This is a genomic window from Coriobacteriia bacterium (assembly GCA_014859305.1).
Classification (GTDB): Bacteria; Actinomycetota; Coriobacteriia; order Anaerosomatales; family Kmv31; genus Kmv31.
The window spans coordinates 24,202-48,979 of the sequence record JACUUM010000001.1; the positions used below are offsets into that span (position 1 = coordinate 24,202).

24 protein-coding genes and 1 tRNA gene are annotated in these 24,778 nt (G+C 70.1%); 20 read left to right on the top strand and 5 right to left on the bottom strand.

The genetic code is table 11. The annotated features are described in order from the left end of the window. Nucleotides 1-97 precede the first annotated feature (97 nt). On the top strand, nt 98-298 hold the full coding sequence (locus IBX62_00130; protein ID MBE0475501.1) for a hypothetical protein: 201 nt from the start codon (nt 98-100) through the stop codon (nt 296-298). Nucleotides 299-323: 25 nt separating this feature from the next. Then, the gene (locus IBX62_00135; GenBank protein ID MBE0475502.1) at nt 324-590 is read left to right on the top strand and encodes a DUF2249 domain-containing protein; all 267 of its coding nucleotides are present in this window, start codon (nt 324-326) and stop codon (nt 588-590) included. A 45-nt stretch (nt 591-635) separates the two neighbouring features. On the opposite strand, the gene IBX62_00140 is transcribed toward IBX62_00135, so the two are convergent. After that, complete coding sequence (locus IBX62_00140; GenBank protein ID MBE0475503.1) at nt 636-1,337, bottom strand: HAD family hydrolase; 702 nt, start codon at nt 1,335-1,337, stop codon at nt 636-638. A 251-nt stretch (nt 1,338-1,588) separates the two neighbouring features. Here IBX62_00140 and IBX62_00145 point away from each other — a divergent pair, with 251 nt between their 5' ends. The 3 genes from IBX62_00145 to IBX62_00155 all read left to right on the top strand — a co-directional run bounded on the left by IBX62_00145 (nt 1,589) and on the right by IBX62_00155 (nt 5,857). Beyond that, nucleotides 1,589-4,675: an FAD-binding oxidoreductase gene (locus tag IBX62_00145; protein ID MBE0475504.1), complete on the top strand. Its 3,087-nt coding sequence runs from the start codon at nt 1,589-1,591 to the stop codon at nt 4,673-4,675. 98 nt (nt 4,676-4,773) lie between these two features. Next, nucleotides 4,774-5,472: a Crp/Fnr family transcriptional regulator gene (locus IBX62_00150; protein MBE0475505.1), complete on the top strand. Its 699-nt coding sequence runs from the start codon at nt 4,774-4,776 to the stop codon at nt 5,470-5,472. 160 nt (nt 5,473-5,632) lie between these two features. Continuing rightward, entirely contained in the window at nt 5,633-5,857 is a 225-nt protein-coding gene (locus IBX62_00155; protein MBE0475506.1) for a cytochrome B5, read from the top strand. Nucleotides 5,858-5,897: 40 nt separating this feature from the next. Here IBX62_00155 and rlmD read toward each other — a convergent pair whose 3' ends face one another. Beyond that, a complete protein-coding gene (gene rlmD / locus IBX62_00160; GenBank protein MBE0475507.1) occupies nt 5,898-7,214 on the bottom strand; it encodes a 23S rRNA (uracil(1939)-C(5))-methyltransferase RlmD in 1,317 nt (438 codons plus the stop codon). Nucleotides 7,215-7,351: 137 nt separating this feature from the next. On the opposite strand from rlmD, the gene IBX62_00165 reads away from it, so the two are divergent. The 5 genes from IBX62_00165 (at nt 7,352) to IBX62_00185 (ending at nt 12,830) form a co-directional block, all read left to right on the top strand. Further along, the gene (locus tag IBX62_00165) at nt 7,352-9,025 is read left to right on the top strand and encodes a PilT/PilU family type 4a pilus ATPase (protein ID MBE0475508.1); all 1,674 of its coding nucleotides are present in this window, start codon (nt 7,352-7,354) and stop codon (nt 9,023-9,025) included. A 113-nt stretch (nt 9,026-9,138) separates the two neighbouring features. Then, nucleotides 9,139-9,492 carry an OsmC family protein gene (locus tag IBX62_00170; GenBank protein ID MBE0475509.1) on the top strand — a complete coding sequence of 118 codons (354 nt, stop codon included), beginning with the start codon at nt 9,139-9,141 and terminating at the stop codon, nt 9,490-9,492. A 579-nt stretch (nt 9,493-10,071) separates the two neighbouring features. Beyond that, nucleotides 10,072-10,911: a bacillithiol biosynthesis deacetylase BshB1 gene (gene bshB1 / locus IBX62_00175; protein MBE0475510.1), complete on the top strand. Its 840-nt coding sequence runs from the start codon at nt 10,072-10,074 to the stop codon at nt 10,909-10,911. 9 nt (nt 10,912-10,920) lie between these two features. Further along, on the top strand, nt 10,921-12,483 hold the full coding sequence (locus IBX62_00180) for a hypothetical protein (protein ID MBE0475511.1): 1,563 nt from the start codon (nt 10,921-10,923) through the stop codon (nt 12,481-12,483). A gap of 167 nt (nt 12,484-12,650) precedes the next feature. Next, nucleotides 12,651-12,830 (top strand): 4Fe-4S binding protein, encoded by a 180-nt coding sequence (locus IBX62_00185; GenBank protein MBE0475512.1) that lies wholly within the window; start codon nt 12,651-12,653, stop codon nt 12,828-12,830. A 116-nt stretch (nt 12,831-12,946) separates the two neighbouring features. On the opposite strand, the gene IBX62_00190 is transcribed toward IBX62_00185, so the two are convergent. Beyond that, nucleotides 12,947-13,645, bottom strand: coding sequence for a glycerol-3-phosphate acyltransferase (locus IBX62_00190; protein MBE0475513.1), 699 nt, complete (start codon nt 13,643-13,645; stop codon nt 12,947-12,949). A gap of 2 nt (nt 13,646-13,647) precedes the next feature. Beyond that, the gene (locus IBX62_00195; GenBank protein MBE0475514.1) at nt 13,648-14,571 is read right to left on the bottom strand and encodes a diacylglycerol kinase family lipid kinase; all 924 of its coding nucleotides are present in this window, start codon (nt 14,569-14,571) and stop codon (nt 13,648-13,650) included. A 176-nt stretch (nt 14,572-14,747) separates the two neighbouring features. On the opposite strand from IBX62_00195, the gene IBX62_00200 reads away from it, so the two are divergent. After that, nucleotides 14,748-14,823: transfer RNA gene (locus IBX62_00200), tRNA-Arg, on the top strand. A gap of 79 nt (nt 14,824-14,902) precedes the next feature. Next, nucleotides 14,903-15,454 carry a flavin reductase family protein gene (locus IBX62_00205; protein MBE0475515.1) on the top strand — a complete coding sequence of 184 codons (552 nt, stop codon included), beginning with the start codon at nt 14,903-14,905 and terminating at the stop codon, nt 15,452-15,454. A gap of 154 nt (nt 15,455-15,608) precedes the next feature. Here IBX62_00205 and IBX62_00210 read toward each other — a convergent pair whose 3' ends face one another. Then, entirely contained in the window at nt 15,609-17,660 is a 2,052-nt protein-coding gene (locus IBX62_00210) for an elongation factor G (protein MBE0475516.1), read from the bottom strand. Between the two features lie 246 nt (nt 17,661-17,906). On the opposite strand from IBX62_00210, the gene IBX62_00215 reads away from it, so the two are divergent. The 8 genes from IBX62_00215 (at nt 17,907) to IBX62_00250 (ending at nt 24,766) form a co-directional block, all read left to right on the top strand. After that, nucleotides 17,907-18,545: a peptidylprolyl isomerase gene (locus IBX62_00215; GenBank protein MBE0475517.1), complete on the top strand. Its 639-nt coding sequence runs from the start codon at nt 17,907-17,909 to the stop codon at nt 18,543-18,545. An 8-nt stretch (nt 18,546-18,553) separates the two neighbouring features. Next, nucleotides 18,554-19,951: a tetratricopeptide repeat protein gene (locus IBX62_00220; GenBank protein ID MBE0475518.1), complete on the top strand. Its 1,398-nt coding sequence runs from the start codon at nt 18,554-18,556 to the stop codon at nt 19,949-19,951. A gap of 58 nt (nt 19,952-20,009) precedes the next feature. After that, nucleotides 20,010-20,390, top strand: coding sequence for a nucleoside-diphosphate kinase (ndk, locus tag IBX62_00225; protein ID MBE0475519.1), 381 nt, complete (start codon nt 20,010-20,012; stop codon nt 20,388-20,390). A gap of 205 nt (nt 20,391-20,595) precedes the next feature. Next, entirely contained in the window at nt 20,596-21,903 is a 1,308-nt protein-coding gene (gene rsxC / locus IBX62_00230; GenBank protein MBE0475520.1) for an electron transport complex subunit RsxC, read from the top strand. Then, entirely contained in the window at nt 21,900-22,904 is a 1,005-nt protein-coding gene (locus tag IBX62_00235) for an RnfABCDGE type electron transport complex subunit D (GenBank protein ID MBE0475521.1), read from the top strand. Before rsxC ends, IBX62_00235 begins: the two co-directional genes overlap by 4 nt. Further along, entirely contained in the window at nt 22,897-23,487 is a 591-nt protein-coding gene (locus tag IBX62_00240; GenBank protein MBE0475522.1) for an FMN-binding protein, read from the top strand. Before IBX62_00235 ends, IBX62_00240 begins: the two co-directional genes overlap by 8 nt. Further along, entirely contained in the window at nt 23,484-24,146 is a 663-nt protein-coding gene (gene rsxE / locus IBX62_00245; protein MBE0475523.1) for an electron transport complex subunit RsxE, read from the top strand. The genes IBX62_00240 and rsxE overlap by 4 nt, the downstream gene beginning before the upstream one ends. Beyond that, on the top strand, nt 24,143-24,766 hold the full coding sequence (locus IBX62_00250) for an electron transport complex subunit RsxA (protein ID MBE0475524.1): 624 nt from the start codon (nt 24,143-24,145) through the stop codon (nt 24,764-24,766). Before rsxE ends, IBX62_00250 begins: the two co-directional genes overlap by 4 nt. Nucleotides 24,767-24,778 lie beyond the last annotated feature (12 nt).

The window sequence follows — 24,778 nt, forward strand, 5'->3', positions numbered from 1 at the left end:
GGGCGGACAGCGACGGGATGGGGATGGGGAGTATCAAGGTGAGCGGCCGGGCTGCCACCCGCTATGGCTCGATCGACGAGCGGAAGAAGGGGATTCCATGCGAGAGGACGAAGACTATATCGACGAGCGTACGTCCCTGGGCAACGCGCCGGCGTACGGCGACGACGAGGCCGACCGGGATGAGTTGCGGGAGCGCTGCCGCAGCGGCCGGGACGCCATGAAGCCGCGCGAGACGGCGGACTGCGCGGGGTCGGCCCTTGAGGAGCAGTACGAGAACGAGGAAGACGGCGGCTCCTAGGTCCCGCCGCCGCAGGGGAGGACCGATGATGACCGACGTCGGCAAGAGGAGCCTCGTCATAGACGTACGGGGCCTCACGCCGGCCCTGCGGCGGCCGATCATCTTCACGGTCCTGGACAAGCTGCTGGAGCAGGACGCCAACGACAGCGTCGTGATCGTGTGCGATCACGAGCCGGCGGGTCTCGGCTACCAGATCGACTTGCGCAAGGAGTCCCGCGGGAGGTTCGAGTACTACTACGACCAGCGGATGGACGGCGCCTGGGTCGCCCTCGTCCGCCGCAAGTGGGAGTAGGCGCGTCCCGACCGGGCCCGCGCCGGCGCGCCGCGCAAGGCGCCCTCACCCCACCAGGCGCGGGAGCAGCGCGGCCAGTGCGACCAGGTCTCCCCGGAAGTCGGTCGCTGCCTCGGGGTGGTCGCCCACGTAGTACGTGAGCATCCCGACATCGCCGGCAGCCATGTCGAGGAAGCGGTCGTCTCCGACCATCATGCACTGTCCGGGCTCGACCCCGAGCAACCCGGCCGTCTGGCGGAAGTACTCCGGTAGAGGCTTGCACGCGTGCATCGTCTCGTAGGCCGTCACGGCGTGGATCGGCAGGTCCGACAGTCCGGCCCAGGCGAGACGGTGGTTGATGGCCGTCACCGGGAAGATCGGGTTCGTGGCGACGGCGACCTTCAGCCCTAGCTCCAGCGCCGCCAGCACCGCGTCGCGCGCGCCGCTCTTCGGGCCGCATCCGTCGCCCAACGCGGGGTACTCCTCGGCGTAGAAGTTCTCGAACAGATCCCACGTCTCGTCGAGATCGATCCCCGTCCTGCGCAGGAAGTCCTCGTGGAAGACGTCCCTGTTGGTCCTTCCCGGATGGGGCTCCGCCATCGACCGGGTCGCCGCCGACAGCGCGCCGAGCGCCTCCGGGCCGGACAGGCCCGTGGGGGCGAGCAACGGCTCCATCGCCGTCTCCAGCGCGGCGAAGTACCGCGCGAGGAACGCGTCCAGGTCGATGTCGAGCAGGGTGCCGTCCAGGTCGAACAGTATGCCTCGCATCTCGTCCTTCCCTCGGGGCTCCGTCGAAGATGGTAGCACTGCGGGCCCGGTGGCCGCGTCGCGAGTGGCCGCCTTCCGAGCGGCCCGGCGCATGAACGGCGGGTCCGTGGTGGACTTGACGACGAATACCCCGGCCAGTATCTTGACCGGAGAGATAAGGATACCCATTGGGGTATGGTGTGCGACCTCGGGCGGACCGGACGCCGGAAGCGGTGTGCGGAGCCGGCCCGGCCGGAGGAGGGATGGACCCGATGGCAGCGCTGTCAGGACGAGCACGATCGGCACTGGATGCCGCGTTCGGAGAGCGTCTCCGCTCAGACCGGGTGGAACGCAAGATGTACTCCTCGGACATCGGGGCGCTTCCCGGGCTCGTGAAGCCGTTCGTGCCCGCGGGTCTCGCGGGTGCCGTGGTGCGGCCGCGTCATGAGGCCGATGTCGTCGAGCTGTTGCGCCTGGCCTCGCGGGAGCGGTTCGCCGTGGTGCCTCGGGGCATGTCCACGTCGGGCTACGGGGGCGCGTTGCCTCCGGCCGGCGCAGTGGTGGCGGACATGTCGGGGATGGACGAGGTGCTCGAGGTCGATCGCGGCGCGCTTCGCGCCCGGGTCCAGCCCGGTGTGATCTGGGAGCGGCTCGAGCGGGGGTTGCGCGAGCACGGCCTGGCCCCGCGTCTCTATCCGTCCTCGGCGCCGTCGTCGACGGTGGCCGGCTGGCTCGCGCAGGGCGGTTCAGGCTTCGGCTCCTTCGGGTACGGGTGGTTCAAGGACAACGTGCTCTCCGCGCGAGTCGTCCTGCCCTCCGGCGACGTGCGCGAGTTCGCCGGCGACGACCTGCGCGCCTTCGTCGCCGACGCCGAGGGCGTCACGGGGATCGTCGTCGAGGTCACGATCGCGCTGCGCCCCATGGAGGACGAGGTGCACCGCCTCTTCGCCCTGCCGGATCACGAGGCCCTGCAGGTGGCGCTGGAGCGGGTCTCGACCGAGGCGCTGCCGCTATGGTCGGTCAGCTTCCTCAATCCCGAGTCCGTCCGGCTGAAGAAGCGCCTGCCGCATCGGCACGGGCATCCCTACGAGGAGGCGCACGAGCGCTACGAGCCCGACCTGCCCGAGGAGTACCTCCTCGTCGTGGCGTACCCGGCGCCGAGAGGCGACGCGGTCGACTCGGGGCTCTCGGCCGCAGTCGCCGCCGCCGGCGGACGGGAGCTCGACGAGCGCGCGGCGGAGCACGAGTGGGAGCAGCGGTTCGCTCCCATGCGCCTGAAGCGCATCGGCCCCTCGATCGTGCCGACCGAGGTCGTCGTCCCGCTGGCGGAGCTCTCGGCCGTCCTCGGCGAGATCGGCGAGAGGATCGGGCAGCCCTTCGTGCTCGAAGGCATGCACGGTGCCGGCGACGCGGTCACCCTGCTCGGCTTCATCCCGCATGACGAGCGTTCCTTCGCGTTCAATCTCGCCTTCGCACTGTCGCTGTCGGTCATCGCGATCGCCCGGCGCCACGGCGGACGCGCGTATTCGACGGGGCTGTACTTCCGGCGCGAGGCGCGGCGCGTGCTCGGTGCGGAGCGGCTGGAGGCGTTGCGCGCCTTCAAGGGTGACGTCGACCCGCGCGGACTGATGAATCCCGGCAAGGTCCTCGGCACAGGAGCCGTCGACGCGCTCATGGGCGCGGCGAGCGCCCTCGAGCCGATGGTCCGGAGGGTAGCCAACGCGGCGAGGCCGCCGCGTCACCCCGAGCCGGCCGACGTGCGCGGCGTCCCCGCCGACGTCGCGCTCATGTCCTACGCCTGCGCGCGATGCGGGTACTGCGTGCCGACCTGCGAGCAGTTCAGCGGCCGCGGGTGGGAGAGTCACTCCCCGCGCGGCAAGTACGCCTACCTGCGCGAGGTGATGGCGGGCCGTGAGAAGTGGGACCGCAAGGCCGTGGACACGTTCCTCGTCTGCACCACCTGTGAGGTCTGCAACACGCGCTGCCAGCTCCAGCTCCCCGTCGAGCACGACTGGATGGCGATGCGCGGCAGGCTCGTGCACGACGAGAAGCTGGGGACGTTCCCGCCGTTCGAGATGATGGCGGCGAGTCTGCGCGGCGAGCGGGACATCTGGGCCGGGAAGGCCGAGCACAGGGCGGACTGGGTGCCGGCCGACGTCGCGCCCGACCTCGCGGACTCGGGCGAGTACGTGTACTTCGCGGGCTGCACGGCGAGCTTCGTCAACACCGACGTCGCCGAGGCGAGCGTGCGGCTTCTCACCGACGCCGGCTACGACGTCGCCTACATGGGCACCGACGAGGCGTGCTGCGGGATCCCGATGAAGGTCGCCGGGAAGTGGGACCTCTTCGAGGAGATCTACGAGCACAACGTCGGCGAGGCCAGGAAGCGGGGGGCCACGACGATCGTCACGTCGTGTCCCGCATGCGGACTGGTGTGGAAGGAGCTCTACGCAAAGCTCGCCAGGGAGCGCGGCGAGGACTACGAGTTCGAGGTGAAGCACTACTCCGAGCTGGTCGCCGACGCCCTGGCCGACGGGCGCCTCGAGCTGAAGGACCCGATCGAGGCCAGGGTGACGTTCCACGATTCGTGCCACGCGGGAAGGGCGCAGGGGCTGTACGAGCCGCCGCGTGAGATGCTCAAGGCGATCCCCGGCATCGACTACGTCGAGATGGAGCACAACCGCGAGGAGGGGCTCTGCTGCGGTTCGGTGCTGACGCTCGTCGGCGAGCCGCCCGTGGCACCCAAGCTCGGCAAGGCGCGCCTGGACGAGGCCGTCGACGCGAAGGCGGACACGGTGGTGGCCCTGTGTCCGTGCTGCCAGGTGCAGCTTCGCGACAGCAACGTGAAGAACGACCTGGGGCTCAGGATCGACGACCTCTCGCGTATCGTCGCGCAGGCCGCCGGTTACGAGATCGAGTCCAAGAGCGACCACTCGCTCGTGATGTGGGGCTACTTCGAGAGGTTCATCGACCTCATGCAGCCGGAGAACATGGCGGCGCTGATGGAGCGGATCTTCCCGCAGATGTCCGATGCGATGCCGCCGGGCCTGAAGCCGATGATGCGCGCGATGATCAGGCTGCCGGGTGGGCCGGCGATGATGCGGGCGATGATGCCCGTGATGTTCCCGATGCTCGCTCCGGGGATCCTCGGCGAGGTCATGCCCGACATGGTCGCGGCGGTCGAGCGGTACATCGGACCCATGCCCGAGGACATGCGGGAGCTGCTGCCGGAACTGCTGCCGGCGACGATGGAGTCGCTGATGCCCACCTATCTGCCGCAGCTGATCCCGCACCTCGTGCCGAGGTTCGTGAAGTGCATGGAGAGCGGGCGGTGCTTCGCAGGCGCCGAGGTAGCGTAGCCGCCCCCTCGGGCGCAGCCCCCGGCACGGGGCCCGGGCCCCGTTCGGCCCTCGCGGCGTACCTAAAGTCACACATCGCGTGAGCCGAGATAGAGGGCATGACCACGACGGCTAGAGAGACGATCGTCCCGAAGCTGCGCTCCATCCCCATGTTCTCCGACCTTCCCGAGCGGGACCTGGAGACGCTGGCCGGGATGATGCAGTACCGCAAGCTGCCCAAGGGCGCCTTCGTCATCACTCAGAACGAGGTGGGGAACTCGATGTTCCTGCTCGTCTCGGGCCGGGTCAAGGTCTCGCTGGCCTCGCCCGACGGCAAGGAGCTCGCGCTCAACTACCTCGAGGCGCCGGCGCACTTCGGGGAGATGAGCCTGGTCGACGCCGAGCCGCGCAGCGCGGACGTGATCGCGGTGACCGAGGTCGAGGTGCTCGGACTGGACGGCAAGGACCTGTCGACGGCCATCCAGCTGCAACCCCGGTTGGCACTCTCGCTGATCGCCACCCTCTCGCGCCGCTTGCGGCACACCATCGCGCGCCTGGAGGACATGGCGTTCCACGACGCGACCCACCGCGTCGCCCGTGTGCTGCTCAACGTGGCGACCGCTTCCTACGAGTCGCGCGGCGTCCCGGTGATATCCGGCCTGACGCACTACGAGATAGCCACGCTGGCGGGGACGTCCCGCGAGACCGCGAGCCGGATCATCTCCAGCTTCGCCAAGAGCGGCGTGCTGGCCACGAAGGGCCGGCGGATCGTGGTCGATCTGCTGCGGCTCAGGGAGCGGCTCGAGTCGAGAGGCTAGCGGCCGCGGTCGTGCGTGCAAGAGGGCGCCGTAACTGGAGGGAAGCGGCGCCCTCTCGTCGTGCGCGTCGCTCCTCCATGGGGGGACCGGGGCTCCTGTTGGAGAAGAACTCGGGAGAGGCCCGCAGCATGGCGCGGGGGATGAGGACGCTGGAGGCGAGATGCGAGAGATCACGCAGGAGGAGCTCGCGACCAACGACGGGCGCGAAGGACGGCCGGCCTGGGTGGCCTACGAGGGCACGGTCTACGACGTGACGGACAGCGCGATGTGGGTGGACGGCGAGCACATGGACCACCAGGCAGGGCGCGACCTCACGGAGGAGCATGCCGAAGCGCCTCACGACGTCCTGGTGACCGACTTGCCCGCGGTCGGCAGCCTGGCCTGAACGGCAGGCCGACGCCGACGCGCCTCAGCGCCCGGAGATGCTAGGCGTCCAGGACGGCGACCGCCTCCACGTGATGCGTCTGCGGGAAGAGGTCGATGGGGGTGACCGAGGCAGGGCGGTATCCCCTGGCGGCGAGCGTTGCCAAGTCTCGGGCGAGCGTGGCCGGGTCGCAGGACACGTAGACGATCCGCGACGCCCGGCTGGCGACCAGGGCTTCGAGGGCCGGCCCGCTCAGTCCCGCCCGGGGCGGGTCCACGACCGCGGCGTCGGCCTCGCCGGCGGCCCGCATCGAACGCGCGGCATCGCCGGGCACCACCTCCACGGGCAGCCGCGCGCGGTCAGCGTTGCGCCGCAGGTCCCTCACGGCGGAGCCTTCGGCCTCGAACGCGGTCACCCCGGCACCGAGGGCGGCGAACGGCAGCGTGAAGGTCCCGACGCCGGCGTAGACGTCGAACACCCGGGCGCGCACCGGTGAGGGTACCGCGTCGACGACGCGTCTCACGAGGAGCTCAGCGGCATCGGTGTTGACCTGGAAGAACGAGGGAGCCGAGACGGTGAAGGAGAACTCGGCGAGCCTCTCGGTCCAGTGGCCCTTGCCGCCGAGGACCTCCACCTTGGAGACACGCCGGCCGCGGGTGTCGCCCTTGACGAGCACGCGGACCACGCTGGTGGCCCCGACCGCGTCGGCAAGCACCTTGGCGGCCGGCGCTCGGGGGAACGCCCCCGGGGGGCCCCACAGCGACACCTCGACCTCGCCCGTCCTCGTCGAGGCCCGAAGCGCCACCCGCGATATCCCGATGTCGCGTCCCTTCGAGAGGTAGTTCAGGGCCCCTGCGACGGCCCTGGGCGCGCCGGCGTGCTTACCCGGCAGCAGGAGGCAACGCTCGACGGGGACGAAACCGCCCTGGCGGGTGTAGCCCAGCCGGACCCTGCCTGCGGAGAGGTCGACGGCGAACTCCGCCTTGTTGCGGTACCCGTCCACGACCGGAGAAGCGACGGCTGCCTCCACCACGGAGCGATCCAGCTTGCCGACGCGCTCGAGACTGTCGGCGACCTGGGAGTGCTTGGCCGCCAGCTGACGGTCGTACGCTATGTGGCGCCACTGGCAACCGCCGCACTGGTCGTCGCGCGGGCACGTCGGGCGCACGCGGTCAGGGGAAGCCTGAAGGACCTCCTCGGCGGTCGCGCGCACGTAGGATCCGCGGTCCTCGGTTATCACCGCCCGCACGAGGTCACCGGGGCAGGTGCCGCCGATGAAGGCGACGCGCCCGTCGCCGAGACGGGCGACGCCCTCGCCCCCTGCGGCCAGGCGCTCCACGAGCAGCTCCTCGGCTCTTCGATCGTCGTGCGACACCATCGGTCCCTTCCTCGAGCGCCGTGCGCACGATGATACCGGAGGGGCGGTTGGCGGTTCAGGTGGCTCGCGGGGCTGCCGATACCTAGGTAGCGGCCGTGAAGGCCGACGACCGCGGGATTCGCAGCGAGGAGGCCCGAGTGGCGGAGATGAAGGTCCTCGTCGTTCACGACGACGTCGCGTTCTTCGGACGCATCCGGGACGGCTTCGCGTCCGAGGGAGCGTCGGTGGAGGTGACCGACGCGATCTCCGGCCCAGGGGTCGTCGGGCTCGCCGCCGGCCAGTCCCCCGACGTGATCGTCGTCGAGGCGGATCTCGTCGGCATGGACGGCTACGTACTCACCAAGCATCTCAAGGCCGAGCCGGGTACGGCGGGGATCCCCGTCATCATCCTGGCGTCCAAGCCCAGCGAGGCCTCCGCGCTGAAGGCGCGGCAGGTCGGCGCTGCGGCGCAGATGCCCCACGACGTGGACGTCCGGCTGCTGCTCGAGAAGGTGCGGTCGCTGGCAGGGACGCCTCACCCGGTTCCCGCCTCCGTGCCCGCCGCGGCGCAGGCCACCGCGGCACCGGCCGCGGCGCAGGCCACCGCGGCGCCGGCGGCGGCACCCGCGGCAGCAGCGGCACCCGCGGCGGCACCGGCTGCGTCCCCGGCGTACGGGGTGCCCCAGCCGCCTCCAGCTCCCGGAGGCAACGGCGATGCCAGGGACGGCGCGACGGAGGCCTCCGGGCGGGCTCCCGGTTCGGAGGTCCCGCAGATCGACGATCTGTTGCGCCTCATGCTCGAGCGTGGTGGCTCGGACCTGCACATCACGGTGGGCAGCGCTCCCGGTATCCGGCTGCGTGGCGACATCGTGCCGGTGGAGACGGCCGCGCCGCTGTCGCCGAAGCAGACGCAGGAGATGATCCTGAACCTGCTGTCCGAGGAGCAGCGCCGGCGCTTCGAGACGGAGTTGGAGCTGGACTTCGCCTACAGCATCCCCGGCGTCTCGCGCTTCCGGGCGAACGTCTTCCAGCAGCGCAACTCGATGGGCGCGGTGTTCCGCGTCATCCCCATCAGGATCCCTTCGATGGAGGAGCTCGGCCTCCCGAAGGTCTGCCGGGTCCTGGCCGACAGGCCAAGGGGCCTGGTGTTGGTGACCGGACCGACGGGGTCGGGTAAGTCGACCACGCTCGCGGCCATGGTCGACCACATAAACGACAACCGCGCGTGCCACATCGTCACTCTCGAGGACCCCATCGAGTTCATGCACAAGAACAAGATGGCCTACGTGAACCAGCGCGAGGTCGGGGAGGACACACATTCCTTCTCCGCGGCGCTGAAACGGGTGTTGCGGCAGGACCCCGACGTCATCCTCGTCGGCGAGATGCGCGACCTCGAGACGATCTCCGCCGCGATCACCGCGGCGGAGACGGGCCACCTGGTGCTGGCCACGCTCCACACGACCGGGGGCCCGGCGACCGTGGACCGCGTCATCGACGTCTTCCCGCCCCATCAGCAGCAGCAGGTGCGCATGCAGCTCTCCACCACGCTGGAGGGCGTGCTCTCGCAGGTGCTGCTGCGCTCGACCGACGGGCGGACCCGCGTGTTGGCCATGGAGATCATGCTCGGCATCCCCGCGATCGGCAACCTGATCCGCGAGGGCAAGACCCACCAGATGGCCACGATCATCCAAGGCGGCGCGTCACAGGGGATGCAGACGCTCGACCAGAACCTGAAGACGCTCCTGCAAGGGGGTAGAATCACCTTCGAGGAAGCTATCGGCAAGGCGATGAACCCCAAGGAGCTCGCGCAGATGATGGGCCGCAGGATCTGACGGTCGCGCGCGCCGGGGGCCCGAGAAGAGGGAGCGGCGTGGACACCGTCACCGTCCGGCTCGCGCGCAACCGCCAGTTCGTCGGGTGGGACGAGGCGGGTCACGCCGTCGTGATGGACGCGCGGCCCGAGCACGGGGGCGAGGCATCGGGCATGCGCCCCCTCCAGGTGTTCCTCTGCGCTCTCGCGGGCTGCACCGGCATGGACGTCGTGTCGATCCTCGGCAAGAAGCGCCAGGAGGTCACCGGCGTCGAGCTCTACGTCGAGGCCGACCAGCGCACGGACGAGTACCCGCGGATATACACAGAGATCCGGCTGCACTTCGCCGTCACCGGCCGCGCGGTCGAGCCGAGGGCCGTCGCGAGAGCGATCGAGCTGTCCGAAGAGAAGTACTGCTCGGTCGCGGGGATGCTGGGCGCTCAGACGACGGTCAAGACTTCCTTCAGCATCGAAGGGGCCGGCTCCTGACGTGACGTGGTCCCCGGCTCGCACTCGCTCGTCTCGTGCGGACCGCTCCGCCGTGCTCATGCCCGTGTACAACGAGGAGGCGACCGTCACCGCCGTCCTCGACGCCGTGCGCGCGCGCTTCGCAGGGAGGATCCTGGTGGTGGACGACGGATCGACCGACGCGACGGCGCGCATCCTGGGGGTCCGGCCCGACGTCCTCGTCGTATCGTTCGCGGCGAACCGGGGGTACGGCGCCGCGCTGCGCGCCGGCTTCGAGGCCGCCTCGGCCGAGGGGGTTGACGCGCTCGTCACGATGGACGTCGACGGGCAGCACGAACCATCGCACATCCCGGAGTTCCTGAACGCTCTCGCGGCGGGCGACGCCGACGTCGTCTCGGGGAGCCGCTACCTGCCCGGCAGCCGCGCCACCGGCTCTTCTCCTCCCGAGCGCAGGGAGGTCAACCGCGTCGTGACGGCCGAGATCAACGCCGTGACCGAGTGGGGGATCACCGACGCCTTCTGCGGTTTCAAGGCGTATCGGATGCGCGCGCTGGACGGGATCCGGTTCGAAGAGGAGGGCTACGCCATGCCGATGGAGCTATGGGCCAAGGCGTGGCGCGCGGGGCTGCGCGTGAAGGAGTTGCCGGTGGAGCGCATCTACTTCGACCACGACAGGTCTTTCGGGGAGGACCTGGACGACCCGGAGAAGCGCCTGCGCTACTATCTGCGGGTGTGGCGCCACGCGCTCGAAGAGGGGGAACGTTGAGCGACGTCCTATGCGTCGGGGCGCACCCCGACGACGTCGAGATCGGGATGGGTGGCGCCGTCGCCCGCATGGTGGACGAGGGCCTCTCCGTGGTGCTGTGCGACCTCACCGACGGCGAGCCGACGCCAAGGGGTACCCCCGAGACCCGGGCCGCCGAGGCGGCCGAGGCCGCGGTGGTGCTCGGCGTGCGACGCGTGACGCTAGGCCAGCCGAACCGACACCTCCTCGACACGGTGGAGGCGCGAGAGGAGCTCGCCGAGGTGATCCGCGGTCACCGTCCCCGGCTGCTCTTCGCGCCGTACCCGGTCGACGCGCACCCCGATCACGTGGCCGCGTCCGCTATCGCGCGGGCCGCCCGGTTCTACGCGAAGTTCACCAAGACCGACATGGCGGGACAGCCGCACTACCCCGGGAAGCTGTACTCGTACGCAGCGGTGCACCTGCGGCTGAACCACCGGCCGAGCTTCGTGCTCGACATCTCCGGTGGGCTGAGCCGCAAGATGGACGCGCTGGCGGCGTACCGCTCGCAGTTCGGGGATGAGCGGGGAGAGCGCCTTCTCGCCGGGTTGCGCACGGCGGCCGCCTGGTGGGGGTCGCGCATCGGCGTGGAGGCGGGCGAGGCGTTCTTCGCCGAAGAGGAGGTCGGCGTGGCCTCCCTCGACTCTCTCCTGTAGGAGGCGGGGATGGTACACAAGGCACCCGCGCTCCCTCACGGCCACGGGGAAGTGCTCACCAGCCCGGCCTTCGCGGAGTGGGCCGAGCTGATGCGGCGCAACGCGCGGGCGGCGCGGGCGTGGCGGTTCGACGTCTTCGGCGCCGACGCGCTCGCCCTGCGCCGGGACGCGCGCCGCGACGCCCTCGCCGCGGCAGAGGCGTTCTCCGCGCGCGTGGGCGTTCCCCTGGCCGTGCCCTCTGAACCGGCGCACATAGTAGCCACCGGGCACCAGCCCGAGTTCTACCACCCGGGCGTGTGGATCAAGGTCTTCCTGCTGCAGCGGCTCGCCGACGAGACCGGTGCCGCGGCGCTGGACATGGTGGTCGACTCGGACGCGTTCGATGCGCTCGGTGTCACCGCTCCGGTCGTACGGGGGAAGGTGGAGAGACGCCGGGAGCACTTGGCGGTGGGCGGACGAGACGTCTGCTACGCGTGCGCGGGCCCGCCGTCGGCCGAGGAGCTTGAGGCGTTCTGCTCCGCCGGCCTCAGGATGCTCTCGACGCTTCCCAACTGGGCGGTGGCGCGTCACTTCGGCGACTTCTGCGATGCCCTGCGCGAGTCGCTCCCAGGCGCGGTCAACCTCGCGGAACTGGTCACGTTCGCTCGCCGGCGGTACGAGGCGCAGGCGGGCACCGACTACCTGGAACTGCCCGTGACGGCGCAGTCGGCGACCGCGCCGTTCCTGCGCTTCGTCGCACATGTGGCCACCGAGGCGGAACGGTTCGCGACCGGCTACAACGCGGAGCTCGCCTCGTTCCGCGCCGCGACGAAGAGCCGCTCCGAGGCACAGCCCTTCCCCGACCTGCAGATCGGCGGCGGTTTCGTGGAGCTGCCGTTGTGGCACCTGGAGGGAGGGCGGCGCGACGCCGTGCGGGTCCGCGTCGGCGAAGAGACGGAGCTCCTCGCCGACGGAGGCGTCCTCGCGCGCCTTCCTTCGCGTCCCGGCGGCGACGCGCTCGCCCGCGTGTCCGGTGTGCTGGCACCCAAGGCCGCCGCGCTCACGATGTTCACCCGCATGTTCGTGGCCGACGTGTTCGTGCACGGGGTCGGCGGCGGACGGTACGACCGGGTGACCGACGGCGTCATCCGGCGCTTCTTCGGCGTGGATCCGCCGCGCTACACGGTGGCATCGATGACGATGTACCTCCCCTTGGGCGGCCACATCGTGGGCGAGGGGGAGGTGGCGGCGGCCGAGCAGCGGCTCCGCCGCCTGCGGCACAACCCCGACCAGCTGCTGGGGGAGGCGGAGTTCGAGTCGGCCGAGGAGCGGCGCACGGCCGAGGCGCTGGCCGAGGAGAAGAGGGCGCTGGTGGAGTCGATCCGAGCGCCCGGCGCCGACAAGAAGACCCTGGGCGGGAGGATCCGCGAGGTGAACGAGGAGCTCGCCGCTATGCTGGCGCCGATGGCCGAGGAGCTGCGAGCGGAGCGCGACCGGCTGGCTGCGATGCGGGAGGCGACGGAGGTCGTCACGGACCGCACGTACCCCTTCTGCTTCTGGAGCCCGTTCGAGATCGCGGACAAGGCGAGGTGAGGCGAGTCTCCGCGACTCCTCGGGCCGCGCTGCACCGGTTCGCCGCGCTCCGTGGTCGGCCCGGTTCTTGCACCAGCCTGTGGTACGATGTGCCGGCCCGGGCCGGAGCGGGCTCCCGCCAGCCGAGACGGGCGGGTCGGTAGGAGGCGTGGAAAGGAAGGCGTCGCATGGGAAAGCCTGTCGTCGACAGCTCCCTCTGCACCGCGTGCGGCATCTGCGTCGACGAGTGCACCACGAGCGCTCTCGACCTCGAAGAGGACGTCGTCGTCCTGACGCGTCCCGACGACTGCACCGAGTGCGGCACGTGCCTGGACGTCTGCCCGAACGAGGCCGTCACCCTCGAGTAGGCGCAGACGAGATGCGAGACGAGAGGCCGGCGCCCTGGTGCCGGCCTCTTCGCGTGCGGCCGAGGGCGCGGCCGCAGCCGAGGGCGGCGGCCCGACCTCCGGGTCGGCCCCTCGCCTCAGCCCCGGGGGCCCATGCGGTCCTCGACGTAGAGCCGCGGCTCCTCGCCGCGCAGCAGGCCGACGAAGCGGCGGTGGTGGCGCACGTAGATGAGGGTCCCCGCCAGCAGCGCGAACGGCCAGTCCCAGGCGCCCGAGGCGAGCGCGAAGACCGGCAGCGCGACGGCCGCGGCCACCTGTCCGGCCATCATGTACCGGGTGAGGGCGATCGTGCCCAGCCCGACGGCGAGCACCACCAGGAAGTACACCGGGTCGTAGGCGAGCAGGGCGCCGCCGCCGGTGGCGAGCCCCTTCCCTCCCAGCACGCGCTTCTTCGCGAGAGACAGCCACAGCGAGAAGTCGTGGCCGAGCACCGCTCCCATCACGGCGGCCTGAGCCGCGTAGGCCGGCGGCCACTGGCCCCCGAGGTCGGGCCTACTGGCCATGAACGCGTAGACGCCGAGGACCGACAGGAGCCCCTTGAGGCCGTCGAGGACCATGGCGAGCGTGAACCAGGCCCACGACCCCGTCGTGCGTCGCACGTTCATCGCGCCGACGTTGCCCGTCCCGTGCGTCGTTATGTCCTCACCCGTGACCCACTTGACGATGAGGTAGGACCACGGGATCGAGCCGACGAGGTAGGAGCCGGCCAGGGCGGTGCCGATGAGCAGCCAACCCCTTGCGGACACTGCGGCCAGATCGGTGAAGTATGCGAACACCGTTACCTCCTCGGGACGATCGCTTCGACGGCTCCCGGCAGCACCTCGATGTCGTAGGCCACGGACAGGACGACCTCGCCGTCGACCTGGCCCTCGACCGGGACGTCCGACACCAGACCGACCCGCCGGTGCCTCGACATGTGCATCGGCCTCATCCACCGATGCCTACCCGCCACCACGAACGGCAGTCGCCACAGCGCCTGGGGAAGCGACACGGCGTCGATGAGGCACACGTCGAGCAGACCGTCGTCCGGGACGGCGTCGGGGTTTATGAAGAAGCCGCCGCCGTAGGTCGGGCCGTGGCTGAGCGCGAGCAGCAGCATCGATCGAGCCTCGGCGGGGCCGTCGTCGAAGGTGAGGCGGACGCGGTGTCCGTAGAACTGCCGGAGGAGCACGAACATAAGCGCTCGGAAGTACAGGGTGAGGCCCGACCACCCCCTCGTGAGCTTGAGCTCGACCGCCTTGGCCGCGACTCGAGCGTCCAGGCCGATGCCGACGGAGTTCGCGAAGTACCGCCCGCAGGGCGGCTCGCCGTCGAGCCGGAGGACGCCTACGTCCAGGTGCCGCCGCTCGCCGGATGCGAGCTGCCGGACGGCGGTGGAGAGGTCGTTCGAGACACCCAGGGTACGGCGGTAGTCGTTGCCGGAGCCCGTCGGGAGGAGGCCGAGCGCGGGCCGGTCCTCGGCGGGGCGGTCCATCAGCCCGTTGAGCACCTCGTGCACGGTGCCGTCGCCGCCGACGGCGACAAGCGTCTCGAAGCCGGCGGCCTCGCGGGCCACGGCACGAGCCTCCTCGGGGGAGGAGGTGACGTGCTCCTCGAAGTCGAGGAGGCCCTCGGCGATCTCTCGGATGGCGGGAAGCAGCTTCGCGCTGACGCCGTGCCTCGCCGCGGGGTTGACGATGAGCAGGCACCTTCCGGGGGGCACGCGCCTCCTCGTCTCTCGTGGGGGACCCGCGTCGTGTCGGGCAGAGCATAGCCCGACCCGGAGGCGACGGGCTAGGGTCGCGGGCACCGCCGCGACCCCCTCCGAGTCGGGTGGCGAGCGGCACCGCCGTGTGGTACAGTGCGCATTCGCCGACGGCGGGGAGCCGCCGGAGAAACGCCCTCGTAGCTCAGTGGATAGAGCGTCTGCCTCCGGAGCAGAAGGCCACAGGTTCGAATCCTGTCGAGGGCGCCATCGAGCACCGCCATCGAGACCCGGCGCTGCCGGGTCTCGTCGATGACGGCGGGGAGAAGGTCGAGGGGAGGAAGTGCCGATGAAGGTAGAGACGAGGCACGCGTTCGTGTTCCCGAGCCCGGTGGCGGTGGTCACGGCCGCCGCCCCCGGCGGCGGCTCGAACCTGATAACGCTCGCGTGGGTGGGTATGGCCTGCTCGGAACCGGTCCACGTCACCGTCGCGGTCCGTCCCACGCGGCACACCCACGGCCTCATCGTGGCGAGCGGCGAGTTCTGCCTGAACCTGCTGTCCGAGGAGATGGTGCGTTCGGTGGACGTCTGCGGGGTGCGCAGCGGACGCGACACGGACAAGTGGGAGGCTGCCGGCCTGACACCGGAACCGGCGGAGGACGTAGGTGCTCCGCGGATCGCCGAGGCCGCGTACGTCCTGGAGTGCGCCGTCGTGGAGCGGCTCTCGCTGGGGGTGCACGACTTGTTCGTGGCGCGCGTACTCGGCGCGTACGCCGAGGAGTCCGTGCTCGCCGACGGGAAGGTCGACTACGATGCGTTGAGGCCCCTGTCGTACTGCCCGACGGAGTACCGCTCGCTCGGCGCCAGGGTCTACGGCTACGGGGAGTCCGTCAAAGGCTAGCCTGCGAGGGCGGTGGGCCGAACGCCGCCCGGCGCGGAGACCACACGAGCCGCGCACGCCGCATCGCGTGAGTCATCATCGGCCGACGAACGCGAGGGCCGCCTCGAGGGAGGCGGCCCTCGCGTCGTTGCAGAGGCGGGGCAGGAAAGCGGTGCTATTCCTTGTCCTTGGCGGCCTGCTCGATGACCTTCTTGGCCAGGTCGCCGGGAACCTGCTCGTAGTCCTCGATCCTGATGCTGTACTCGCCCGTCCCGCTCGTGATGGAGCGCAGGTGCGGCGAGTAGTGGACCACCTCGGCGTAGGGCACCTGCACCTTGATCGTCTGGACGCCGGGCTCGGGGGCGTCCATGCCCAGCACGCGTCCGCGGATCGAGCTGATGTCGCCCATCACGGCGCCGGCGTACTGGTCGGGTACGCGCACCTCCATCGTGGCGATGGGCTCGAGCAGGACCGGGTCCGCCTTCTCGGCGGCGGCACGGAAGCCGATTCGCGCCGCGGTCTTGAACGCGATCTCCGAGGAGTCCACCGAGTGGTACGAGCCGTCATAGACGGCGACCTTGACGTCGACGACGGGATAGCCCGCGAGCACGCCCTGCGCCATGGTCTCCCGGACGCCCTTGTCCACAGCCGGGATGAACTGCCGGGGGATCTTGCCGCCGACGATCTCGTCGACGAACTCGTAGCCGCCACGGGGGTTGGGCTCCAGGCGCAGCCACGCGTCACCGAACTGGCCGGCGCCGCCGGTCTGCTTCTTGTGCCGGCCCTGCGCTTGCGCGGTCTTGCGGATCGTCTCGCGGTACGGGATGCGCAACTCCTCGAGCTCCGCCTCCACGTGGAAGCGCTCGCGAAGACGGCTCACGACCACGTCGATCGCGGTCTCGCCCATGCCGGTCAGCACGGTCTGGTGCGTTTCGTCGTCGCGTCGCAGCGAGAGGCTCGGGTCCTCGTCGACGATCGACTTGAGCGCCGTGCCGAGCTTGTCCTCGTCGGTCTTGGTCTTGGCCACCACCGCGACCGGGTACAGGGGCTCGGGCAGCGGCATGCCGCCGAAGCGCGCCTTGCCGCCGGTCGACAGCGTGTCGTTCGTGAGCACGTCGCCGAGCTTCGGCAGCACGGCGATATCGCCCGCGGGCACGGAGGTGACATCCTCGGTCTCCTTGCCGCGCATCTTGTAGACGTGGCCGGCACGCTCCTTCTTGCCCGTGCGCGCGTTGACCAGATCGACGTTGGGCGCGACCGCACCCGAGACGACCTTCACGAAGTTCATGCGCCCCACGTACGGGTCCGACATCGTCTTGAACACGAACGCGGCCGTCTCGCCGCCGGCGGTCACGCGGGCCTCGCCGCCCTCCGCGGTGGGGATGGGGGCGTGGCCCGTGGGGTCAGGGAAGAACGACACGATCTCCTCCAGCAGGTCCTCGACGCCCTGGAGCGTCTCCGCGGAACCTACGAAGACCGGGATGAAGATGCCCTTGGCGATCGCCTTGTCCAGCAGCGACTCGAGCTCCTCCTGTGAGAGCTTCTCGCCCTCGAGGTACTTCTCCATCAGCTCGTCGTCGGCCTCGGCGACCAGGTCCATCAGCTTCTCGCGGGCAGCGTCGGCGGCGTCGGCGAACTCCGCGGGGACGTCGCCGACGACCTCCTTGTCGCCCTCGTGGTGGAAGGCCTTCATCCGGATCACGTCGACGACGCCGCGAAGGTCGGCCTCCGCGCCCATCGGGATCTGAACGGTGCCGACCCGGTGCCCGAAGGCGGCGTCGAGTTTGGCCATGGTCGCGTCGAAGTCGGCATGCTCCTTGTCCAGCCGGTTCACGAAGACGGCCCGGGCGACGCCCATGTCCCCCGCGATCTTCCAGAGGCGCTCCGTCTGCACCTGCGGCCCGGCGACCGCGTCGACAACGAACAGGGCCATCTCGGCGGCTTGTATCCCGGCGATCGCGTCGGCGACGAAGTCGACGTAGCCGGGGGTGTCGATCACGTTGACCTTGAAGCCCTTGAACGTCAGCGGAGCGAGGCTCAGGTTCACCGTGAAGCCCCGTTTGACCTCTTCGGGGTCGTAGTCGAGGTTGGAGCTGGCCCCGACCTTACCGAGGCGTTTCGTCTCGCCGGCCAGGTACATCATCGCCTCGGCCAGGGACGTCTTGCCTGCTCCCTGATGGCCGACGAGAACCACGTTTCGGACCTTGTCCGTGCTGGGTGCTCCCAAGCGCATCTCCTCCTTCGGTCCGTCTCAACCGTGTGCGCGCCGGAGGGCTCCGGTCCGGAGCGAGTCCGGACAATGATACTCCTAGCGAGCGGCCACTGATAGAATGACCCACAGCCCCGAGCGGGATGCCCGGTCCTCTGTCCGCTGGCGCCTGCGACACGGACGGAGGGACCACGATTGCGTAGATTCCCGCTCGGCCCCGTCGCCCTCGCGCTCACCGTGGCGCTGGTCTCGTCGGTCCTCGCGCTGCAAGGGTGCTCGGGCGGGCAGGCCGACGGCGGCGGGGGGGGTCGGGACGGTCGAAGCACCGCCGAGGAAACGGAAACGCTACCGCCCGAGACGCGGGAGGAAGGGGAGGCACAGGTGGCTACTCCCACCGCAGGCGCGACGGCTCTCATCAGGACGTCCAAGGGGGACGTCGAGGTCGAGTTCTACCCCGAGGATGCCCCCGAGACCGTGAAGTCCTTCCTGAAGCTCGCCGAGGACGGGTTCTACGACGGCATCCGGTTCCACCGCGTTGAGCCCGGATTCGTGGTGCAGGGAGGTGACCCGCTCACCAAGGGCCTCTCGGCGGCGGAGGTCAGAGCGGTCATCGAGCGGCAGAGGACGCGGACGATGCGGCCGCAGGACCCGGCGCTGGGAACCGGCGGCCCGGGGTTCAACGTGAGAGCGGAGTTCAACTCGCGCAAGCACGTGACGGGGACGCTCGCGATGGCCAGGAGCGAGAGCCCGGACTCCGCCGGCTCCCAGTTCTACATCTGCCTCGGGCCACAGCCGTTCCTTGACGGCAACTACACCGTCTTCGGTCAGGTCACGAGCGGAATGGACGTTGTGGAGAGCATCGAGATCGGTGACTCCATCGGGACGATCGACGTGCGCGAGTAGGGGCCCGGGTGGACGAAGCGCGCTTCCGCGAGGCCGAGGAGGCCTACGCCGCCGGCGATTTGCGGGCGGCCGCCAAGGCCTTCCTTGCTTCCGCGGGGCGGGGCAAGGAAGGGAACGGCGCCGCCTACCACAGGGCGGGCAACTCCCTCATGCGGTTGCGGCGGTACTCGGACGCGGTGACGGTCTACGGCCACGCTCTCATGGACGAGATCTACGAGAAGCGCGGCGCGGTGTGGGCGAACCTCGGAACCGCGCAAGCGGCGACCGGGGCCTACGACGAGGCGGTGAGGGCCTACCGCGAGGCCCTGGAGGAACCGGGCTACGATGCCGACCACAAGGCCCTCCAGGGGATGGCAGGTGCCCTGTGGGAGATGGGGCGCGTGGAGGACGCCGCTCTCGCCTATCGGCAGGCGGCGCTGGACACGGGCAACCGGGACCCGGGCAAGGCGCTGAACAACCTCGGCCTGTGCCTGATGCGGCTCGACCGGCCCGAGGACGCGATCGAGGCGTACAAGGCCGCTCTCGAGCTGCCGGAGTACAAGGGCAAGGGGCGCGCGGCCGCGAACCTGGGCGTGGCGTTCGCGTCGGTGGGCAAGCACGAGGACGCCATCCGCGCGTTCGAGAAGGCCGTGGCACTCTACGACCATACGCTCTCCCCCGACACGGCGGCCGTCTACGAGGCGAGCCGCCGGGCGGCGACCGGCCGGGCGGGGGACCGCGAGATCGTGGAGGGCTGGGTGACCGGCGAGATGCCGCCGGTCGCGCCGGAAGTCCGCGTGGAGGAGGTGCCCGGCCAAGCGCCCCGCGCCGAGATCCCGGGGAGCGTGAGAGCCGGCGTGGACGCCATGGTGGCGGTCCCGCCCGGGGCCGCGGTGCCTACGGTGCCGGACGCGACGGCTGCGGGCGAGCAGGGCGACCGCATGGCCGACTTCTTCAACCGGACCGAGGAGCAGATGCGGGAGAGCGACCGCGCGGCGCGCCGCGACGAGCGTCGCGACCGCGCGGCCTCCGGCGGCCGGAAGGGCCCGGGCTTGTGGGTGGCCGGCGCTCTTGCGACGGTGGTCGTCCTCGTCTCGGCCTACGCCGCAGGGCTGGGATACCCGACCCAGTCGGGCACCGTGAAGGGGCTTCTCCACGCGCGCGGCAAGGGGACGGCCATCGAGGGCTACTGGGTGGCCGTGCCCGAGAAGGACATCGACAAGGAGATGGCGAAGGTGCCTCCGAGCTTCCAGGGCTTCACCATCGGGGGCGTCGACCGTTCGGCGTCCAGGTCGGTCGTCGAGGTGACGCTGACCCTGGACCGCGGGGCGCCGCTCCGTCTGAAGCTGACGCTGGCGCGCGAGGGCGTGGGATGGAAGGTCACGGGCGTCGAGAACGACTGGCGCTCGACGGGCGGGGGCTCGTAGGGAGGCCGCTCGCCGGATACGTGAAGAAGGAGACCGAGTGACCCAGAGGACCTACGTGATGATCAAGCCGGATGCCGTGGCGCGGGGTCTGGTGGGGCGGATCGTGTCCCGCTTCGAGGACGCCGGCCTGACGATCGAGCGGGCCGAGTACGGCACGGTGACCAAGGAGCAGGCCGCCGCCAACTACGCCGAGCATCAGGGGAGGTCCTTCTACGAGGGGCTCATCGCCTACGTCACTTCGGGGCCCGTGCTCAAGATGGTCCTCTCCGGTCCCGGGGCCGTCTCCGTTGTGCGCAAGCTCATCGGCGCGACGGACCCCGCCGAGGCGGCGCCCGGGACCATCCGTGGCGATTACGGCCTCGAGCTCGACGCGAACCTCGTGCACGGATCCGATTCGCCCGCCAGTGCGGAGCGGGAGATCGCGGTCTTCTTCGGCTGAGCCGACCGGACAAGTCGCGAAGCCGACGCGAAGGTCATGGGTGCGCGCCATGGCGAACAGCCGTACAATGCATCCCTAAGGCCGTCCTGGAGATCGCCCTCCGGGACACCGGCCTTGGGGTAAGAGGTGCGGCTGAAGGAGTCCGGGCCGGGATATCGGATCGTAGTCGAAACGCGTCCCCCCGCTCCCGTATCACCTCGAGGTGATGAATTTGGCGTATGTACGTTTCCGGGGTGGAGTGCACCCTCCGGAGCACAAAGAGGCCACCGAAGGACGGGTCGTGGTCCGTGCGCCCGTACCCGAGCGGATCGTCGTGCCGATGAGCCAGCACCTCGGCGCTCCGAACGAGCCCGTCGTGGCGAAGGGCGACCGGGTCCGAAGGGGCGAGGTGGTCGGCAGTGTAGAGGCGATGGTGAGCGCGCCGGTGCACTCGCCCGTGGACGGCCAGGTGGCCGGCGTCGTCGAGGTCCCGCTCGCACCCGGTCTGCGGTCGCGCGCCGTCGAGATCGTCCCCGATGCCGAGCAGGACCTGGACTCCTTCGTGACGCTGGAGCGATCCGAGGACGTCAAGGCCGTTGTGCGGGCGGCGGGCATCGTCGGCATGGGCGGGGCGGCCTTCCCGTCCGCCGTGAAGCTGCAGCCCCCTCAGGACATGCGGATCAGCACCGTGATCCTGAACGGCTGCGAGTGCGAGCCGTTCCTGACGGCCGACCACCGCCTCATGCTCGAGCAGCCGGAGCGCGTCGTGCGCGGGGGGCGGCTGATCCGCGACGCGGTGGGCGCCTCGCGTGTCGTCATAGGGGTCGAGGATAACAAGATGGATGCGGTGGAGGCCCTTCGTGCCGTCGCGGGCGACGACGTCGAGGTCGCGGCGCTCCCGACCCGCTACCCCCAAGGGGCGGAGAAGCAGCTGATCTGGACGCTGCTGGGCAAGGAGGTCCCCAAGGGCAAGCTCCCTGCCGCCACCGGCGCGCTGGTGCACAACGTCGGCACCGCCGCCGCCGTGGCCGACGCCGTCGACCGGGGGAAGCCGCTCATCGAGCGGATCGTCACCGTCACCGGTGCAGTGGCGCGGCCGGGCAACTACCTGACGCTGCTGGGCACGCCCGTGTCGGCGCTGATAGAGGCCGCGGGCGGCCTCGTCGAGCCGGTCGGCCGCGTGGTCTCCGGCGGGCCGATGACCGGCTTCGCCCTCGGGGTGCTCGACGTCCCTGTCACCAAAGGCACCTCCGGGATCACGGTGCTGCGAGCGGACCAGGTACCGCCCGAGGTCTACGGCGACCAGCCCTGCATCAGGTGCGGGCGCTGCGCGGAGGCCTGCCCGATATTCCTCCGGCCGTACGCGATCGGGATCTTCGCGACCGGCGGTGACTGGTCCAGGGCCGAGGAGGCCCACGTACTGGACTGCATCGAGTGCGGGTGCTGCGCGTACGCGTGCCCGACGAGCCGGCCGCTGGTGCAGCTGCTCCGTCGCGCGAAGCAGGCGGCGATGCTGAAAGGAGCGAAGCAGTGAGCGAGGCAGGGGGTGTTCGCCGGCTCAAGGCCGGGTCCTCCCCGCACATCGCGGCGTCCTTGACCGCACGGGGCATCATGGCGTGGGTGCTGGCGGCTTTGGCGCCGTCGCTGCTGTGGGCACTGTGGAACATGGGCACCCCGGCGCTGCTCGTGGCCGCGGGCAGCCTCACCGGCGCGGTGGGCACCGAGTTCGCATGGAACGCGATCGCCAAGAAGCGTCACACGCTCGGCGACCTGACCGCTGTGCTCACGGGCGTACTGCTGGCGATGACGCTGCCCCCTTACACACCGTGGTGGATGGCGTTCGCCGGAGGTGTCGTCGCCATCGGGCTCGGCAAGATGCTCTTCGGCGGGCTGGGCTGGAACCTGTTCAACCCGGCGCTCGTCGGCCGCGCGATGATAGTCATCTCGTGGGCCGGCGTGCTGGCTCTGCAGCCCAACGGGGGGTGGTTCCGCACGCTGGGGATGGAGGGCGTCGGCGAGCTGGACGCCGTGAGCGGCGCCACGCCGCTGGGACTGGCCGCGGCTGACCGGGCGGCGGCCGGAGGGTACGGGTTCCAGACGTCCTCGCTCTACGGGGACCTGCTCTTCCGGAATCTCTCGGGGTCCATCGGCGAGATCTCCGCCGCTCTGCTCATCGCCGGGGGCTTGGTGCTGGTCGCGGTCCGCATCATCGACTGGCGGATCCCCGCCGGCTACGTCGGGACGATGGCGGTGCTGTCCGCGGCCTTCGGGGGCGACCCCGTCTTCCATATGCTCGCCGGCGGGCTCATGATCGGCGCCTTCTACATGGCGACCGACTACGTCTCCTCCCCGATGTCGCCCAACGCGCGGCTGCTCTTCGGAGTGGGCTGCGGCGTCTTCAACGCGTTGGGGCGCTTCTTCGGCTCGATGCCGGAGGCCACGACCTTTGCGATCCTGTTCATGAACGGTCTGGCGCCGATGCTGGACCGGGCCTTCGTGCCGAGGACCTACGGGTGGGTGAGCCGCAGTGAGTGACAATCATCCTCTTAGGCTGGTCCTCTCCGTCGTGGTCACGTGCGTGGTCGCGTCGGGTGCTCTCGGAGCGACGTATCTGGCGACGAGGGAGCGGATCCTGGACCAGGACCGGCAGGCCGAGGCGCGGTCGCTGTCGGCGGCCTATCAGGGCGCCGAGAGCTTCGACCCCGTGCTCGATGAGGCGCTCCTCACGCGGGCGCAGGAGGCCGCGGGCGAGCCACGGGTGCTCGGGATCTTCCGCGCGGTGACCGCGGAGGAGGAGGCGGGGTGGGCGCTGAAGGTGGCACCTCGTGGCTACGGCGGCAGGATACAGATGGTCGTGGCCGTGGATAGGAATGGGAAAGTCCTCGGCGTCAGCATACTCACGATGAACGAGACTCCGGGGCTGGGGACGCAGGTCGGGCAGGCCCGGTTCCTGGAGCAGTTCTCGGCGTGGTCCGCCGAGACGATCGCCGACGACGCCAAGACGCTGGATGCGATCAGCGGTGCGACGAAGTCGTCGCGCGGTGTCGCCAACGGCGTGGCGGCCGCGGGACGCGTGTTCGACGAGGTGCTGAGAGGGGAGGAGGTGGCGAGCCGATGAGCGAGTGGCTGCGTGTGTTCCGTTCGGGACTGGTCCTGGAGAACCCGCTCACGCGTCTGATGATAGGGCTGTGTGCCACCCTGGCGGTGTCGAACCTCATCCAGGGAGCCTTCTTCATGGCCCTGGCGGTGATCTTCGTGCTCGTGATGAGCAACGTGATCGTCTCGTCGATCCGCACTCTGGTGCCCACCACGGTCCGCATCCCGGTCTTCATCGTGGTCATCGCCACGTTCGTGACCATCGTCGACCTGACCATGAAGGCGTTCCTTCCGAGCATCTACGCGATCCTCGGGATATGGATCCCGCTCATCGTCGTGAACTGCCTCATCCTCGGGCGCTCCGAGGCGTTCGCCTACCAGAACGGCGTGACGCTCTCCGTCGCCGACGGACTCGGCAAGGGGCTCGGTTTCGCGATGGTGATCGTGACCCTGGGATTCGTGCGCGAGCTCTTCGGCTCCGGGCACCTCGACTTCCTCGGCGCCACGCTTCTCCGGATGCCGGGGTTCTACCAGCCTCCCAGCATCCTCATCCTGTTCCCCGGCGCGTTCATCCTGTTCGGCTTCCTGATGGGCGCGATCAACGCGTTCGAGTCCTGGAACAAGGGCAGGCGCATACGGGCACACGTCGACGAGGGGTTCGGCGAGGAGGCAGCGGCATGAGCACGCTGGCGCAGTACGGGCTGCTCTTCATCGGCGCCGCGTTCGTCAGCAACATCCTGCTGACGAGGTTCATCGGCCTGTGCCCCTTCTTCGGCGTCTCGTCGAGCTACGAGACATCCATCGGCATGAGCCTCGCTGTGGTCTTCGTGATGACGATGGCGTCGGCGGCGACGTGGGTGTTCTGGCGCTTCCTGCTCGAGCCGCTCGGCGTCGGGGATTTCCTGTACATCCCCGCGTTCATCCTGGTGATCGCCGGGCTCGTGCAGTTCGTGGAGATGTTCCTGCGCAAGTCGAGCCCCCCGTTGTACACGGCGATGGGGATCTTCCTGCCGCTGATCACCACCAACTGCGCGGTGCTGGCCACCGCCACGGAGTCGGTGAAGGTGGAGTTCTTCAAGCTCGGGGTGGACTTTTACGTGGGCGATTTCCTTCAGGCGATCGTCTACACGCTCGGCAGCGCGGTGGGCTTCGGCTTCGCGCTGCTGACGTTCGCGGCGATCCGGGACCGGCTGGAACTCGCTCCTGCGCCGGCCGCGCTCAAGGGCGCGCCGATGGCGTTCATAACCGCGGGTTTGCTCTCGCTGGCCTACATCGGGCTGGCGGGCTGGTTCGGGCTGTAGGGAAGGAGGGTC